Here is a 16136-nt window from a genome sequence, read left to right as displayed (position 1 = left end):
ACCCCGTCAAGCCCCGCACCCACCGATCCCGACCACCGCAACCGTTCCGTTACCGGCCGCCGTGACCCGGAGCCGTTTGACGATGGGGGCCGGGCACAGGGCGGGGTGGGGCGGGGTGGGGTTCCGTGCCATGTCCGCCGTCGGTGGCTGCGCCCATGCTTCACGGCACCGATCTCGCCCTGGGAGCCCCACCATGTCCGAACCCGTGCGCAGGCGCGTACTCGCCCTGCTCCTCGCCGTTGCCGTCGCCGTCGTCGCCGTTCTCGGCCTCGCCACAGCCGCCACTCCCGCCGCGGCCAGTCCCGCCGCCGCCAGTGCCACCGCCGCCGACAGCGGGACCTTCCAGCAGGTGACCGGGTTCGGCTCGAACCCCGGCAACCTCGCGATGTACAGCTACCTGCCGGCCGGCCTGCCCGCCGGGGCGCCGCTGGTGGTCGCCCTGCACGGCTGCACCCAGACCGCGAGCGACTACTACGGCGGATCCGGCTGGCCCAAGTTCGCGGACGCCTACCGCTTCGCCGTGGTCCTCCCGCAGACGAGCTCGGCCAACAACCCGCTGTCCTGCTTCAGTTGGTTCGACTCCGGCAAGGACACCCGAGGCAACGGCGAGGCCGCGTCCGTCGTGCAGATGGTGGAGAAGGCGGAGGCGCTCTACGGCTCCGACCCGCACCGGGTGTTCGTCACCGGCCTGTCCGCGGGCGGCGGCCTGGCCGCGGACCTGCTGGCCGACTACCCCGACGTCTTCGCCGGCGGCGCCGTCGACTCCGGCCTGCCCACCCAGTGCGCCACCACCCAGGGCGCCGCCTCCGGCTGCCAGAGCGGCAGTCAGAACCTCACCCCGGCCCAGTGGGGCGACAAGGTCCGCAACTCCGACCCCGGGTACGCCGGTCCGTGGCCGCGGGTGGCGATCTGGCAGGGCACCGCCGACTACACCGTCCAAGCGGTCAACGGCACCGAGCTGCGCGACCAGTGGACCGACGCCTGGGGCATCGGCCAGACCCCGTCCGGCTCCCAGAGCCTGCCCGGCGGCACCACCCTGACCACCTACGCCGACGCCACCGGCGCCCCGGCCGTCGAGCTGTACTCCGTCTCCGGCATGGGCCACGGCCTCGCGGTCCACCCCGGATCCGGCCCCGACCAGTGCGGCAGCACCGGCGCGTACTTCCTCGACACCATCTGCTCCAGCTACTACACCGCCCGGTTCTGGGGCCTCGCCGCCCCCGTCACCGGCGGCGGGCTGCCCGCCCCGACCGGACTCGCCGTCACCGGCAGCACGACCGGCTCGGTCTCGCTCTCCTGGACCGCCGTCACCGGCGCGGTCTCCTACGACGTCTACCGCAACGGCGCGCGGGTCGACTCCGCTGCCGTGACCGGCACCGCCTACACCGACACCGGCCTGGCCGCCGGCACCTCGTACGGCTACACCGTCGCCGCCGTCGACTCCTCCGGCACCGAGGGCGCCCGCTCGGCCGTGGTCGACGCCACCACGACGGGCGCCGCCCCGAGCTGCTACACCGCGAACAACTACCAGCAGACCACGGCCGGCCGCGCCCACCAGAGCGGCGGCTACACGTACGCCGACGGCTCGGAGCAGAACATGGGCCTGTGGAACGTCTTCACCATCCACACCCTGGAGGAGACCTCCCCCGGCTACTACGTGATCGCCGACGCGGGCTGTCCGGCCGCCACCGGATGACAAGAGTTGGGTGAGAAGTCGGCCCGGTCGACGTCCCACCCAACTGTGCTCAGGCGAAAGGCTCTTGTAGCAGCGGCCGACGAACACCGAGGGACGGACGCACGGGGAAACGGTGGGCGACGGACCGTTGAGGCCGCGCCGCCGCCGCTGTACAAGCTCGCCGCGGACCCGGCCACGTACGCGGCCGACTTCAACGACGTGACCCTCGGCAACAACACCACCGACCCGACCGTGCCGGGCTACCCCGCCACCACCGGCTGGGACCCGGTCACCGGCCTCGGCACGCCGAACGCGGCCGCACTACTGCCCGACCTGGTCACCGCCGCCCGCACGGGGTGACCCCGGAACCCGCGCGCCCCTGACCCGCTGCCCCGCCCCGCCGACACCCGGCGGGGCGGGGCCGGGCTCGCTACCTCAGCGGCCGACCTCGCGCAGCCGGAAGTCGTCGACCGTCTCCCGCCGGATCAGCAGCCGGGCCCGGCCGTCCTTGACCGCCGCCACCGCCGGACGCCCGACCAGGTTGTAGCCGGAGGCCATCGACAGCTGGTACGCACCGGCCGCGGGCACCGCCAGCAGGTCGCCCGGGCGCAGGTCGGCGGGCAGCACCGCGTCCCGGACCAGGACGTCCCCGGCCTCGCAGTGCCGGCCGACCACGTCCACCCGCATCGCGCCCGCGTCCGAGCGGCGGCCCACCAGCCGCACGCTGTACGGCGATCCGTACAGCGCCGGGCGCGGGTTGTCGCTCATCCCGCCGTCCACGGCGGCGAAGCAGCGGCCGTCCGCCGTGTGCTTGACCGACAGCACCCGGTACACCGCCACCGCGGCCGGGCCGGCCACCGCCCGGCCGGGTTCGACGATCAGCCGCGGCACCTCCAGCCCGGTCTCGGCGCAGCGCACCGCCAGCCGGTCGGTGACCCGGACCGCGAACTCGGCCAGGTCCAACTCCTCGTCCCCGGGCAGGTAGCGGATGCCGTGGCCGCCGCCGAGGTCGAGCTCGGGCAGTTCCACGTCGTGCCGTTCGCGCACCTCGGCGAGCAGCCGCACCAGCGCGTCCACCGCCTGGAGGTAGGGCTCGATCGAGGTGATCTGCGAGCCCAGGTGGCAGTGCAGCCCGGCGAGTTCGAGCCCGGGCTGGTCGAGTACCCGGGCGATCGCGTCGGCCGCGTCGCCGCCCTCGATCGGGAAGCCGAACTTCTGCCCGCCGACCCCGGTCCGCACCGCCGCGTGGTGGCCGGCGGCGATCCCGGGCACCACCCGGACCAGCACCTTCTGCGGGGTGTCGGCGGCCACCAGCGCCGCCAGCCGGGCGATCTCCGCCGGGCCGTCGATCACGATCCGGCCGACCCGCAGGCGCCGCGCCAGCCGCAGCTCCTCCGGGGACTTGGCGTTGCCGTGCAGCAGGATCCGCTGGGCCGGGAAGCCGGCCGAGACCGCCAGCCACAGCTCCCCGGCCGAGCAGACGTCCAGGCCCAGCCCCTCCTCGGCCACCCAGTCGGCCATCGCGCTGCACAGGAAGGCCTTGGCCGCGTAGAGCACCTCGGCGTGCGGCAGCGCCCGCCGGTAGGCCCGGGCGCGGCTGCGCACCTCGCCCTCGTCCAGCACGTACAGCGGGGTGCCGAACCGCTCGGCCGCCTCCGCCAGGCCCACTCCGCCGACCAGCACCTCGCCGCCCGGGCCGGGCCGCGCCGAGGCCGGCCAGGGGCCGCCGAGCACGTCGGCGGGGGCGGACGCGGGGGCGGTCCCGGGGCCGGACGCAGGAACGGCCGCCGGGGCGGAGGGGACGGGCGGGGCGAAGAGCTGGGTCATGTCGGATGCTCCTACGGGTGGTCGGACGGGGCGTGGCGGCGGGGTCAGTCCTCGAAGTGCATCGCGAACCGGCAGTTCGCCGGGCGGGTCCGGGCCCGGTCGGTCGGGTCCTGGACCTCGGCCTGTTCGGGCGGCTCCGGCTGGTCCTGGTACGCGGTCGCGGGCACCAGGCGGACGGGCCGTCCCAACGGCCGGGCCGAACGGCTGGGCCGGCCCGGCTGGTCGATGTCGATGACGGCGGTGACGGTGGTCACGGCGGGCTCCTCGGGGTCGGGCTCGGGTGGGGCGGGCCGTCGGGGACCGGCGACCTCACCCACCAGTGGAGACCCTCCGGGGGCCGACCGCACCCGGCCTTGACGCACGGCCTACGCATCGGGGGCGTACCTTGACGACTTCCTGACATGCCTCCCATCCCATCGGTGCGAATGTTCGTTCGTGCAGGTCGGAGCCGGTTCACCGCTCAGTGTCAGGGAGCTGTCAAGAATCGGCGTCCGTCCGCCAAGCCCGCGTCAAGACCCGCATGGCGCCCGGGAATCCGGTGGTGGGCTGTGGCCCGTCCCCGTCGCCACCGAGTCCGTCGCCCCGCCGCCGAGAGGCCGAGCCAGGGGCGGCCCGGAAGGTCCCCCGAGACGATGCGCCGTTCGGCCCTCACCACACCGGATGCCACCGCACCCCGAACCGACTGGTTCCGACGCCCGGGCCCCGGTCCCGCGCAGCCCCCCGAGCCCGACCCGGGCCACCACCCGAGCCACCGGCCGTCCTCGCCCCGGGGCCGGCGCACGCTGATCACCCGGCGCCAGCTGGCCGAGGCCCTGCCCGCCGCCGTCCGCAAACTCGACCCGCGCACCCTGGTGCGCAACCCCGTGATGATGGTGGTCGAGACCGGTTCGGCGCTCACCACCATCAGCGCCGTGCTGCACCCGAGCGTCTTCGCCTGGGTGATCTCCTTCTGGCTGTGGCTGACCGTCCTGTTCGCCAACCTCGCCGAGGCCGTCGCCGAGGCGCGCGGCAAGGCGCAGGCCGAGTCGCTGCGGCGCGCCCAGGCGGGCATGACGGCCCGACGGCTGCTGCACTGGCGGGTCGGCACCCCCGACCACCGCCACGAGGTGCTGCCCGCCGAGGAGTTGATGCTGCACGACATCGTGCTGGTGCCGGCCGGGGAGGCCATCCCGCAGGACGGCGAGGTGGTCGAGGGCGTCGCCAGCGTGGACGAGTCCGCGATCACCGGCGAGTCCGCGCCGGTCATCCGCGAGTCCGGCGGCGACCGCACCGCCGTCACCGGCGGCACCAAGGTGCTCTCCGACCACCTGATCGTCCGGGTCACCTCGCGCCCCGGACAGAGCTTCGTGGACCGGATGATCGCCCTGGTCGAGGGCGCCAACCGGCAGAAGACCCCGAACGAGATCGCGCTCAACATCCTGCTGGCCTCGCTCACCATCGTCTTCCTGCTGTCCGTCGTCTCGCTCCAGCCGATGGCGATCTACGCCCACGCCCCGCAGACCACCATCGTGCTGGTGGCGCTGATGGTCGCGCTGATCCCGACCACCATCGGGGCGCTGCTGTCCGCGATCGGCATCGCCGGGATGGACCGGCTGGTCCAGCGCAATGTGATCGCCCTGTCCGGACGGGCCGTCGAGGCCGCCGGCGACGTGGACGTGCTGCTGCTGGACAAGACCGGCACCATCACCCACGGCAACCGCCGGGCCGTCGCCCTGCACCCGCTTCCCGGCGCCACCGTCGAACAGCTCGCCGAGGCCGCCCAGTTGGCCTCCGTCGCGGACGAGACCCCGGAGGGGCGCTCACTGGTCGAACTGACGAACCGTCAGTACTGGGTGCCGCCGAGGTCGCCCGGCGAACTCGGCGAGCAGCGGCCGGTCCCGTTCACCGCGCTCAGCCGGATGAGCGGCGTCGACCTCACCTGGCCGGACGGCACCGGCTGCCTGATCCGCAAGGGCGCGGCCGCGGCGGTCGCCCGCTGGGTGGTGGACTCCGGCGGGCGGATCCCGATGGAGGCCAAGCCGCTGGTCGACCGGATCGCCGAGGCCGGCGGCACCCCGCTGCTGGTCGCCGTGCACGACCGGCACGGCGCCCGCGCGCTCGGCGTGGTCGAGCTCAAGGACGTGATCAAGGAGGGCATCGCCGAACGCTTCGCCGAACTGCGCCGGATGGGCATCCGCACCGTCATGGTCACCGGCGACAACCCGCTGACCGCCAAGGCGATCGCCGAGGAGGCCGGGGTGGACGACTTCCTGGCCGAGGCCACCCCCGAGGACAAGCTCGCCCACCTCAAGCGCGAACAGGCCGCCGGGAACATGGTCGCGATGACCGGCGACGGCACCAACGACGCCCCCGCGCTCGCCCAGGCCGACGTCGGCGTGGCGATGAACTCCGGCACCCCGGCCGCCAAGGAGGCCGGCAACATGGTCGACCTCGACTCCAACCCGGCGAAGCTGATCGACATCGTCCGGGTCGGCAAGCAACTCCTCATCACCCGGGGCGCGTTGACCACCTTCTCGATCACCAACGACGTGGCCAAGTTCTTCGCGATCATCCCCGCGATGTTCGCCCACGCCTACCCCGGACTGCACCACCTCAACATCATGGGCCTGCACAGCCCGCAGTCCGCGATCGCCTCCGCGATCATCTTCAACGCGCTGATCATCGTCGCGCTGATCCCGCTCGCCCTGCGCGGCGTGCGCTACCAGCCCTCCTCCGCGACCGACCTGCTCCGCCGCAACCTGCGGGTGTACGGGCTGGGCGGGCTGATCCTGCCGTTCCTCGGCATCAAGGCGATCGACCTGCTGATCGAGTTCGTACCGGGACTGGGCTGACCGGGACCGGGCCGAGCACGACCGGAACCGGGCCGGCCACGCCGGACGGGCCGCTGTCAGGAGGCCGTCAAGATGTGTGCGACCCGCGTCATGGAGGTGTCAGCAGCGGTACGGACCGGACGGTTCCGGGGTTCACTGGAGTCATCCGGAGCAAGGAGCCAAGGAGCACCGAACCGGCGGAAGCGGAACTCGACCGGAGTGGGCTGCCGGAGAGACGGAGGCGAACGGCCATGACCGACACGACAGCCGAGACCACGGCCGGCACGACCCGGGTGATCGTCGGCCTGAGCGGGTCCCTGAGCAGTCTGGCCGCCCTCTACCACTCCGTCGGCGAGGCCGCCCGGCTCGGCGCCGTGCTGGTCCCGGTCGCCGCCTGGACGACGCACGACAAGGACGGGCTGCGCCCGCTGTCCGAGCTGGAGCACGCCGCCCGGCGGCGGCTGGACATCGCCTTCGAGCAGGCCTACGGCGGCTACCCGTCCGGCCTGGTCATCCACCCGCTGGTGGTGAACGCCGAACCGGGGCCCGCGCTGGTCGCCGCCGTCACCGGGCCGGACGACCTGCTCGTCCTCGGCGCGGCCACCCCGCGCCGCTTCGAGCGGCTGCGCGGCACCTCCGTCGCCCGGTACTGCCGGCACCGGGCCGGCTGCCGGGTGGTCGAGGTCTCGCCGTCGGCGCTGCTGACCCGGCTGGAGCTGACCGCCCGCACGGGCGCACCGCTGCCGCTGCTGGCCCGCTGAGGCCGGCGGGCCCGGCAGCGCCCTTCGAACGCCCCGCCGCCCCGGCGCACCCCGCCGGGGCGGCGGGTGCCATGTCGCGGGCCGTGAGCGGGCTATGAGGCGCCCGGCAGGTGCGCGCCGAGCCAGCCCAGTGAGGGCGGGATCAGCCGGTTCCAGGTGGTGAAGTTGTGCCCGCCGCGGTCGACCGTGGCCTGGGCCACCACCAGCGGCGGACGGGCCGCCGCCGCGAAGGCGGAGGAGTCGGCGTAGGTGCTGCCGTCCTCCTTGCTGTCGGCGAGCAGCACCGCGAGCGCGGGCACCGGCAGGTGGGCCAGCCGCCAGTTCAGGTCGGCCTCGTCCCGGCGTTGCGGGTTGCCGCCGAAGAGGTCGCCGGTGGTCACGTCGTCGGCCGCCTTGAAGTAGCCGGAGAGCGAGACCGCCACCGGGAAGGTGTCCGGGTGCACCATGCCGAGCTTGACGGCGCAGTAGCCGCCGGTGGAGTCGCCCATCACGCCGAGGCTGCGCGGGCCGTCGAGTACCCGGTAGCCGGCCCTGAGGTCGGCGGGCACGTCCACCGCGTAGTAGCTCTGCGCCTGCGGGCCGCGCGGGACGTCCTCGCACTCGGTGTCCCGGGGCATGGTCGGCGAGGGCCGCATCAGCACCAGGACGGTCGGCTTCACGGTGCCCCGGCCCAGCAGGGCCAGCTCGGTGGCCGGGTAGCGCAGTTTGGTGACCAGGTTGGCGGCGTCGCCGGGGAAGCCGGTCAGCACCAGGACGGCCGGGAAGCGCTTGCCCTGGTAGCCGGGCTGGAAGTACTGCGGCGGCAGGTAGACGTAGCCGTCGGTGCTCAGTCCGGTGGTGGCGCCGGGCAGCCGGACCCGGTCGAGCCGCCCGGCCCGGAGGGGGTCGTGGCCGCCCGGGCCCGCGCCGGTGATCTCGGCCGTGCCGAGCACCTGCACCCCGGCCGGGGTGCCGTCCGGCGTACCGGCTGGAGTCCCGGGCGTTCCCGGGTTGCGGCCCGGGGTGGCCCCGGCCCCCTGGATGACGGCGGCGCCGCGCTCGTGCCCGAGCAGGTCGGACCAGCTGCTGTAGAAACCGAAGTGGTCGTTGACGGCCAGCCCGAGCGTGCCGAGCAGCGCCAGCTGGGTGACCAGGACGGTGCCGAGCCGCAGGAACACCGCGGGCCAGCCGCGGACCGCCAGCCGGGGCCAGACCCAGAGCGTGCCGAGCACCGTGAACCCGGCGAGCAGTGCCGCCAGCGCCAGCAGCTTGTGACTGGTGAGTCCCATCGGTCCCGGCCTCCCCTACCACTCTGGACCACCGCCGGCCCGGACGGCTCCCCCACCCTGCGTGGCGACACCGTCACCGCGAGTCCGCCGTCACCGTGGCTCCGCCGTCACCGCCCCCGCTCGGCCAGCGCCTGCCAGACCCGGTCGCGCAGGAACGGCGGGTCGGTGAAGCGGATGCCGGTGGCGTCGCGCAGCGCGTTGGCGAAGGCGGGGGCGACCGGGTTGAACGGGCTCTCGCTCATCGACTTGGCCCCGAGCGGGCCGATCGCGTCCGAGGTGGTGCTGAAGTGCACCTCGGTGCGCGGCACGTCGGCGAACGCCGGCAGCCGGTAGCGGCGGAAGGCCGCGGTGCTGACCTCCCCCCGCTCGTCCAGCAGCACCTGTTCGAACAGGGTGGCGCCGAGCGCCTGGGCGACCCCGCCCTCGACCTGGCCGCGGCACTGCATCGGGTTCATCACCCGCCCGGCGTCGGCGCCGTGGACGCTGCGCAGGATCCGGATCTCCCCGGTGTCGGGGTCGACGGCGATCCGGAACCACTGCGAGTTGAAGGCCACCGACCGCGGCGAGCCGCCCCAGTGCCCGGCGGCCGACAGCTCCACCCCGCGCTCGCGCGCCACCTCGTGCAGCTCCTTCAGCGGGACGCCCCGCCCCTCGCACTCCACCGCCTCCGCGCCGAGCCGCACCAGGGCGCGCGGGCTGCGGGCGTGCTCGGCGGCGAAGGCGGTGAGCCGCTCGGCGAGCGCGTCGGCGGCCCGCAGCACCGCCTTGCCCGCGACCACGGTGCCCGCCGAGCCGAAGGCGCCGGTGTCGTGCCGGACCACGTCGGTGTCGGACTGCCGGACGGTGATCCGGTCCACGGTGGTGCCGAGCGCGCCGGCCGCGATCTGCCGGTGCACGGTGGTGGTGCCGTTGCCGAACTCGGCGGTGCCCACGGCCAGGTCGTACGTGCCGTCCGCCAGCAGCGTCACCGTGGCGTCGGCGAAGTGGCCGCCGGGCGGGCCGGTGGCGATCATCGCCATCGCGAAGCCCTGGCCGACCAGCCAGCCCTCGGGCGCGTCGGCGGCGCTGCGGTCGTCCGCGAGGGCGTCGCGCACCACCTGGAGGCACTGGTCCAGGCCGTAGCTGGCGATGTGCAGGTCCTCCTCCTCGCCGCCGGGGCTGTGCATCGGCTCGCCGGGGCCGATCACGTTGCGCTCCCGGAACTCCAGCGGGTCGAGGCCGAGCCGGCGGGCGAGTTCGTCCATCGCGGACTCGACGGCGAAGGTCACCTGCCCCAGGCCGTAGCCGCGGAAGGCGCCGGCCGGGACGCCGTTGGTGTACACCGAGTACGCGTCGACCTTCTTGTGCGGCACCCGGTAGACGCCCATCGACTCGCCGACGCTGTGGAACATCACCGCCGGGCCGTGGTTGCCGTACGCCCCGGTGTTCGCCACCACCCGGAACTGCAGCGCGGTCAGCGTTCCGTCGGCCTTCGCGCCCGCCTTGACGGTGATGGTGAACGGGTGCCGGGTGGTGGCGCCGAAGAACTGCTCGGCCCGGGTGAACTCCAGCTTCACCGGGCGGCGCAGGCGCAGCGCGGCGAGCACCGCGATGTCCTCGGTGAGCATCTCCTGCTTGCCGCCGAAGCCGCCGCCGACCCGGCCGGCCACCACCCGGATCCGCTCCTCGGGCAGGTCGTACAGGGCGCACAGGGCGCGCCGGGTGAGGAAGGGGACCTGGGTGCTGGAGCGGACCACCAGCCGTCCGTCCTCCTCGAAGTGGACGACGCAGCCGTGGGTCTCCAGGCTGGCGTGCTGGACCCGCTGGGTGCGGAAGGTCTCCTCGTACACCAGGTCGGCCTCGGCGAACCCCTCGGCCACGCTGCCGAGTTCGCCGTGCACCTCACCGCAGACGTTGTTCTCCGGGCGGGCGATCCGGGACTCCGGCCCCTTGGGGTGCAGCACCGGCGCGCCGGCGGCCATCGCCTCCTCCGGGTCCAGCACGTACGGGAGTTGCTCGTACTCGACCACGATCCGCCGGCAGCCCTCCTCGGCGGCGGCCTCGGTGTCGGCGACCACGGCGGCGACCCGCTGGCCGACGAAGCGCACCACGTCGTCCAGCACCCGGGTGTCGTCCGGGTCCTCGGTGGGGTGCTCGTGCCGGGCCGAGGAGTACAGCCGATCGGGCGCGTCGTGGTGGGTGAACACGGCGTGCACGCCGGGGACGCGCAGGGCGGCGGCGGTGTCGATCGCCGTGATCCGGGCGTGCGGGTGCGGGGAGCGCAGCAGCTTCAGGTGCAGCAGGCCGGGCACGTCGAGGTCGAAGGTGTAGCGGGCGGTGCCGGTGACCACCTGCGGGCCGGCCGGGGCGCCCAGGTTGCGGCCGACCGCGTGACCGGGGTCGGGCTCCTCGGTGTGGCGGACGCCGGCGATCGCGTCCTCGATCGCCCGGTAGCCGGTGCAGCGGCACAGGTTGCCCTTCAACGCCCTTGGCAGGTCAGCACGTTGCTCGGCGTCGAGGGCGGTGGTGGTCATCAGGAAGCCGGCCGTGCAGAAGCCGCACTGGAAGCCCTGGGCGTCCAGGAAGCGCTGCTGCATCGGGTGCAGTTCGCCGTCCGGGCCGGCCAGGCCCTCCACGGTGGTGACGGACCGGCCGTCGGCGCGGGCCGCCGGGTAGAGGCAGCTGTGCACCGGGGCGCCGTCGACCTGGACGGTGCAGGCGCCGCAGTCGCCCGCGTCGCAGCCCTTCTTCACCCCGAACCAGCCGCGCTCGCGCAGATAGGTGCGCAGGCACTGGCCGGGGCGCGGTTCGGCGTCGGTCGGACGGCCGTTGACGTGCATCGCGAAGCTCATCGCGCTGCCTCCTCCAACTGGTTCTGCGGGCCGAGCTCCTGCCGGATCTGCTCGGCGAAGCGGAAGGTCAGGTGTCGCCGCCAGGCGGGCAGCCCGTGGATGTCGTCGAAGTACTCCTCCGGCCGGATGCCCTCCCGCAGCGCCTCCGCGACGGCGGCCGCGTTCGGGGCGGGCGGGAACCAGAACCGGAACGGGCGTACGGTCGCGGCGGTGACGGTCAGGGTGAGCGAGCCGTCCAGCGGGTCCAGGGTGCCGATCAGCAGGGCGGCGGAGCGGCCCAGCCCGTACAGCGAGGCCTGCCGGAAGGCCGTCCGGCCGGCCAGGGCGCGGGCCGGCAGGGTGATCGAGCGCAGCAGTTCGCCGGGGAGCAGGTCCTTCCGTCCGGCGCCGGTGACGAAGCGCGCCACCGGGACGCGGCGGTACTCGCCGGAGGGGGCGCGCAGCAGGCAGACGCCGTCCAGGGCGGCGGTGAGCGAGATCATCGGGCCGGCCGGCAGGGCGTTGCACAGGTTGCCGCCGACGGTGGCCGCGTTCCAGATCTTCCAGGAGGCCAGGAAGGCCCGGCAGCACTGCTCGACCAGCGGCGCGGCCGTCCAGTCGGCCTCCTGCCGGCCGTACCGGGAGAGCTCGGCGACGGTGCAGGTCGCGGCGATCTCCAGGCCGCCGTCCGGGGTGCGGGTGAGCGGCTGCCAGCCCATCCGGCCGAGGTCGATCAGCCGGCGGATGTGCGGCTGCGGTTCGGAGAACAGGTACGTCCCGCCGCCGAGCCAGGCGTCGCCGGGCCGCCAGGCGCCGCCGAGGCGGGCGTCCCGCAGTTCGGCCACCGTGTTCAGATCCATGTCGCCCCACCGTCCCCGCTCGGTCCCGTTCGTTCGGTAGGGCGATTCAAGCCGCCCGCCCCGATGCCCCACGAGTGGTTCCGGGCACCATGCGCGCCTGCCGCGCCCTGGTGGATCATCCAAGGCCGGTAGGGGAGTTGGCCGCTCCGCATGCCAACTTCGACAAGGGTGTCGAAGTTGGCATGTCCGGGCTATGCTGTCGGCAGTTCCGAAGGTGAGCCCCACCCGTCGACGTCCGCACCGCTCCGGTGGACCGCGCCGCTCCGGACCGCCCGGGCCCCGACCCGCTCGACGCCCGCTTCCGCCCCCGCACCGCCGAGTCCCGAGCCGCCGAGTCCCGAGCCGGCACCATTGCGGCCCTCCGCCCGAACTCCGGCCTGTTGTTGAGTTTTTGACGTTCCGTCAATCCGGTACGCACCACCGTCACCACCTGGCCGTCCAGGCGTACCCCGGGCCGCCCGCCGCCGTTGTACGGAAGGTGAGTCGCCGGTACGGAAACGGAAGGCGAGTCGCCGCACCCGCCCCCGACCCCCGGCCCCCCGCCGAGGAAGAGGTTCCCCTTGACGACGCCCCGGATCCTCCCCCGCCCGCGCGAGACGGCCGTCCTGGTCGGCGTCCTCGGGCTGCTCGTCCTGGAGGAGATCGCCCTGAACCTCGCCGAGGAGGAGGACCGCCCGGTCATCGGCGGCCTGCTGATCGGCGCGGCCTGCTCCGGCCTGCTGGTGGTCGGCGCGGTGCTGTTCAGCCGCTGGCTCGACGCCCGCCGCCCGCTCCCGCTGCCGCCGCCCGGCCCCAACGGGCGCGAGTACAGCGCCCGGGCGCTCGAAGGCTTCCCGATGGAGACCGTCCGCCCCCTACTGCTCGCCGAACACGCCCCGCAGCTGGGGCAGTTGTACTCCGCCTGGATGCTCGCCCGGACCGGCCGCCCGGCCCCCTGGATCGCCCGCCGGCTCGACCTGCCGGTGGACACCGTCCACCTGCTGGTCGACGCCGCCCGGACCCGGCCCTGACGGGAGTCCTGAACGGCGGGCCGGCAGGTCGGCCGAGCACGACGACGGCCCCGGCACCGCGGGTTCGCGGTGCCGGGGCGTGCTGTCGGGAGGTGCGGTCAGGACGCGCTGTCAGGAGGTTCGCCGACCGATCAGCTCTCACGGCCCGAGGCGTCGTCGATCAGGAACGCCGTGGTCGGGTTGGTGCCGGTCTCGTGGGAGACCAGCTTGAGGCCGATGGTGGTCCCCCAGCCGACCTGGCCGATGACCGAGGAGAGGTCCACCGACTGGTACTGGTAGCCGTTGGTCGGGTTCTGGCTGGTCCAGGTCTTCACCGTGCCGATCGGCTGACCGGTGTACTGGTTGATCGCCACCAGCGACAGGGTGTCCGGCGAGCTGGTGGAGGCGCCGGCCGACTCCACGTCCAGCCAGAAGGAGAAGGTCGCCTGCCCGAAGCCCGGGTAGGTGTTCAGGTAGGTGGTGATGGAGTCGTCGGTGCCGGTGTTCTGGCCCAGCCAGGCGTACCAGGAGCCGGAGTGCGGCGCGTGCAGGCTGGACGGGGTGATGATGTTGTAGCCCGACGGGCTCCAGGCGTCCGTCATCACCGTGTGGTTGACGTCGGCCGAACCGTTCTCGAAGCCGGGGTCGATCAGCTGCTCGATGCCGCCGCAGCCGGAACCGCCGGAGGTGCCGACGTTCTCCCAGAAGCCGGTGGACGCCGACTTGCCGGTCGGGTCGGTCGCCGTCACGTTGATCCGCTGGTAGCCGTTGGTCGCGGCCGAAGTACCGGAGATCACACCGCTGTTGGCGTCGATGGCCAGGCCCTGCGGCAGCCCGCTGGCGCTGTAGGTCAGAGCCGCGCCACTGCTGGAAGCACCCACCGCCGGGATCGACAGCGGCTGCCCGGCCTTGTCCGACCGGTCGCACATGGTGCTGACCGAGACCGGCGGACTGGCCACGATCGGGTCCGAACTCATGCACAGGTGGTCGGAGTTGGACCACAGCGTCTGCAGCGGGAAGCTACCCGTCGCGAGGTCCTCGCTGAACAGCCCGCCGTTGGAGCCCTTCGGGATCCAGGCGCACTTGTCGGCGACCTCCTGGCCGGTGGCGTCGGTCCAGCCGCCCGGGGTGTTCGGGTCGGTCAGCGTCTCCGCGTACTCGTGGCCGCCGATGATCCCGTAACCGTCCAGCCGGCCCCGCGGGGTGTTCTCGCCGAACCAGTTGGTGCCGCAGCCGGCCACGTCCGTCAGGTACGGCATGTTGGTGTAGGCGAGCTGGCCGTACTGCGAGCGCTGGAAGTCGTGCCAGGCGCAGTAGCCCAGCTCCTTCCACTTGTCCGGGTCGGTGCCCTGCGGCGAGTCGATGACGTACTGCACGTTGCGGTTCTGCGCCTCGGTCAGGTTGCCGAAGTGCTTGGCCGCGGCCAGCGCCTCCGCGCCGAGCTGCGGCTCGGTCGCGGCCTGCGGCGCCGGGGCGGCGTTGTCCACCCAGACGCCCGCGAGCACGCTGCCCGGCTGCGGGTACGGGACGTGCGCGGACCCGGCCGGGCACTGCACGGAACCGGCGGCGATGCCCTCGCAGTACTGGGTCAGCACGGCGCTCCAGCCGTCGCCCGCGCTGCCGAGGCCCTTGAAGAAGTCCTGCTGGTACGGGGCGGCCTGGTCCGGGTCGCCGGTCACCACGGTGTCACCGGTGGAGTTGGTCGACGCGCTGCCCCACTGCGAACCCCAGAGCACCAGGTACACCTTGGGCGCACCGATCACCACACCGCTGGACTCCTGGCCGCCCTTGTAGGTCATCTGGAGGTCGTACTCGTTCGCGACCGAGCCGTCGCCGTCCTTGGTGCCGCTGCCCGGGTCGGCGCCGTCCACCAGCTGCTGCGCCTTCCCGGCGACACCACCGGTCTTGGCGGCGGCCACCGGGCCGGTCCGGGCCGCCATCGCCCGGCGCGGGCCGGACTTCGGCGGGGCCTTGTCGGTCTTCGGGGTGCCCGGCTGGACGGCGACGGTGGCCGTCTGCTGGGCGTGGGAGTCGGCCATCGCGGACAGCGGGCTGCTGAGCGCGGCACCGGCGAGGGCGGCGGCGAGCGCCACCAGGGCGGTCCTCGGGGCGCGGTGGGTCCGCTCCGATGATCGGGATCGGAATCTGAACACGGGTCGGGTTCCGTCTCTCGTGACGTGGGGGGAAGAGGGTGATGCACGCTGCGCGGTGGGAGAACGGACGGGGAACGGATCACGCTCTGGGCTCCGCTTGTGCAATGCGCCATATGATATTTCACTGCAACTCGCGCACAAGGGCCCCACATCACGCCGCTTCGCGCCACCCCTCCCCCACCGACCGGCCGGGCCGACCCCGGAGCGCCCGCCCACCCTTCCCCCACCCGGCCCGATCGCCCCCGAACCGGGCGTCGCGCCAACTCGGCGCGGGGGCAGGGATTTTAACTCCCCCTTACCCGCCCCCACCTCGCCTTGGTGTTCCAGGCCTCCCTCAGACCCCACGCCCCACGTTCGCCTGCGCCACCAGGAACGGCACCAACCCGCGCTCCGCCAACGCCGACCGCCAGGCCGCCCGCGCCCGCACCAACTCCCCCAGCCCGGTCGCCTCCTCCTCGACCCCCTTCCCCCGCGCCGCCGACCCCAACAGCCCCAACCCGCCCACCACCAGACACACCGCCGCAACCCCGGCCGCCACCCAGCCGGCCCCCACCAGCGCGTGCCCCACCACCTCAAGGTCCTCGGACAACCCCGACACGTAGCCGAGCACCAGGAACACCACGGCGGCGACCACGGCCACTATCGGCACGATCACCCCCAACACCCCCCACCACCCCGACGCCCGCCCCCGCGCCGGCTCCTCCACCGGCAACCGCGCCACCGCATCGGCATCCGCCCGCAACAGCGCATAGCGCTCGTACTCCGGCGCCGCGGCCGCCAACACGTACGCCGCGTTGTCCCGCGCCGTCCGCCGCAACCGCTCGACCCCGCGCACCTCGTCCCCACTGTCCCGCAGGGCAGCACGGACCTGCGGCGCCGCCAACGCCCGGCCCAACTCACTCTCGAAGTCGGCCCGATCCTGCTGCGGCAGTCGAAGCGGCCTGTCCATGCTGTGCCCCCGTCTCACCGTTCACGTAGTTCTA

Annotated in this window: 12 protein-coding genes; 5 read left to right on the top strand and 7 right to left on the bottom strand. The window is 73.8% G+C overall.

All coding sequences use genetic code 11. The features are described from left to right. Positions 1-193 precede the first annotated feature (193 nt). Both ACIP4P_RS25540 and ACIP4P_RS25535 read left to right on the top strand, forming a co-directional pair. Entirely contained in the window at positions 194-1696 is a 1503-nt protein-coding gene (locus tag ACIP4P_RS25540) for a PHB depolymerase family esterase (protein WP_400922097.1), read from the top strand. 45 nt (positions 1697-1741) lie between these two features. After that, positions 1742-2035 carry a hypothetical protein gene (locus ACIP4P_RS25535; protein ID WP_400922095.1) on the top strand — a complete coding sequence of 98 codons (294 nt, stop codon included), beginning with the start codon at positions 1742-1744 and terminating at the stop codon, positions 2033-2035. Between the two features lie 75 nt (positions 2036-2110). Here the strand turns inward: ACIP4P_RS25535 and lysA are convergent, their stop codons facing one another. Next, positions 2111-3502, bottom strand: a complete 1392-nt coding sequence (gene lysA, locus ACIP4P_RS25530; protein WP_400922093.1) for a diaminopimelate decarboxylase — start codon at positions 3500-3502, stop codon at positions 2111-2113. A gap of 44 nt (positions 3503-3546) precedes the next feature. Next, entirely contained in the window at positions 3547-3756 is a 210-nt protein-coding gene (locus ACIP4P_RS25525; RefSeq protein WP_400922091.1) for a hypothetical protein, read from the bottom strand. A 378-nt stretch (positions 3757-4134) separates the two neighbouring features. On the opposite strand from ACIP4P_RS25525, the gene kdpB reads away from it, so the two are divergent. Both kdpB and ACIP4P_RS25515 read left to right on the top strand, forming a co-directional pair. Continuing rightward, on the top strand, positions 4135-6333 hold the full coding sequence (gene kdpB, locus ACIP4P_RS25520; protein WP_400922089.1) for a potassium-transporting ATPase subunit KdpB: 2199 nt from the start codon (positions 4135-4137) through the stop codon (positions 6331-6333). 230 nt (positions 6334-6563) lie between these two features. Continuing rightward, on the top strand, positions 6564-7073 hold the full coding sequence (locus ACIP4P_RS25515) for a universal stress protein (RefSeq protein ID WP_350513967.1): 510 nt from the start codon (positions 6564-6566) through the stop codon (positions 7071-7073). A 92-nt stretch (positions 7074-7165) separates the two neighbouring features. Here ACIP4P_RS25515 and ACIP4P_RS25510 read toward each other — a convergent pair whose 3' ends face one another. From ACIP4P_RS25510 to ACIP4P_RS25500, 3 genes are all read right to left on the bottom strand, one after another. Continuing rightward, positions 7166-8341, bottom strand: coding sequence for an alpha/beta hydrolase (locus tag ACIP4P_RS25510; RefSeq protein ID WP_400922087.1), 1176 nt, complete (start codon positions 8339-8341; stop codon positions 7166-7168). 107 nt (positions 8342-8448) lie between these two features. Next, entirely contained in the window at positions 8449-11172 is a 2724-nt protein-coding gene (locus ACIP4P_RS25505) for a molybdopterin-dependent oxidoreductase (RefSeq protein ID WP_400922085.1), read from the bottom strand. Next, on the bottom strand, positions 11169-12011 hold the full coding sequence (locus ACIP4P_RS25500) for an FAD binding domain-containing protein (protein ID WP_400922083.1): 843 nt from the start codon (positions 12009-12011) through the stop codon (positions 11169-11171). Before ACIP4P_RS25500 ends, ACIP4P_RS25505 begins: the two co-directional genes overlap by 4 nt. 560 nt (positions 12012-12571) lie before the next feature. On the opposite strand from ACIP4P_RS25500, the gene ACIP4P_RS25495 reads away from it, so the two are divergent. Beyond that, on the top strand, positions 12572-13021 hold the full coding sequence (locus ACIP4P_RS25495) for a hypothetical protein (RefSeq protein WP_400922081.1): 450 nt from the start codon (positions 12572-12574) through the stop codon (positions 13019-13021). Between the two features lie 131 nt (positions 13022-13152). Here ACIP4P_RS25495 and ACIP4P_RS25490 read toward each other — a convergent pair whose 3' ends face one another. Continuing rightward, complete coding sequence (locus ACIP4P_RS25490) at positions 13153-15153, bottom strand: Ig domain-containing protein (protein WP_400922079.1); 2001 nt, start codon at positions 15151-15153, stop codon at positions 13153-13155. Positions 15154-15487: 334 nt separating this feature from the next. Beyond that, on the bottom strand, positions 15488-16102 hold the full coding sequence (locus tag ACIP4P_RS25485; protein ID WP_400922077.1) for a hypothetical protein: 615 nt from the start codon (positions 16100-16102) through the stop codon (positions 15488-15490). Positions 16103-16136: the final 34 nt, after the last annotated feature.

The organism is Kitasatospora sp. NPDC089509, from assembly GCF_044749365.1.
Taxonomy (GTDB): domain Bacteria; phylum Actinomycetota; class Actinomycetes; order Streptomycetales; family Streptomycetaceae; genus Kitasatospora.
This window is presented reverse-complemented; position numbering and strand designations above follow the sequence as displayed.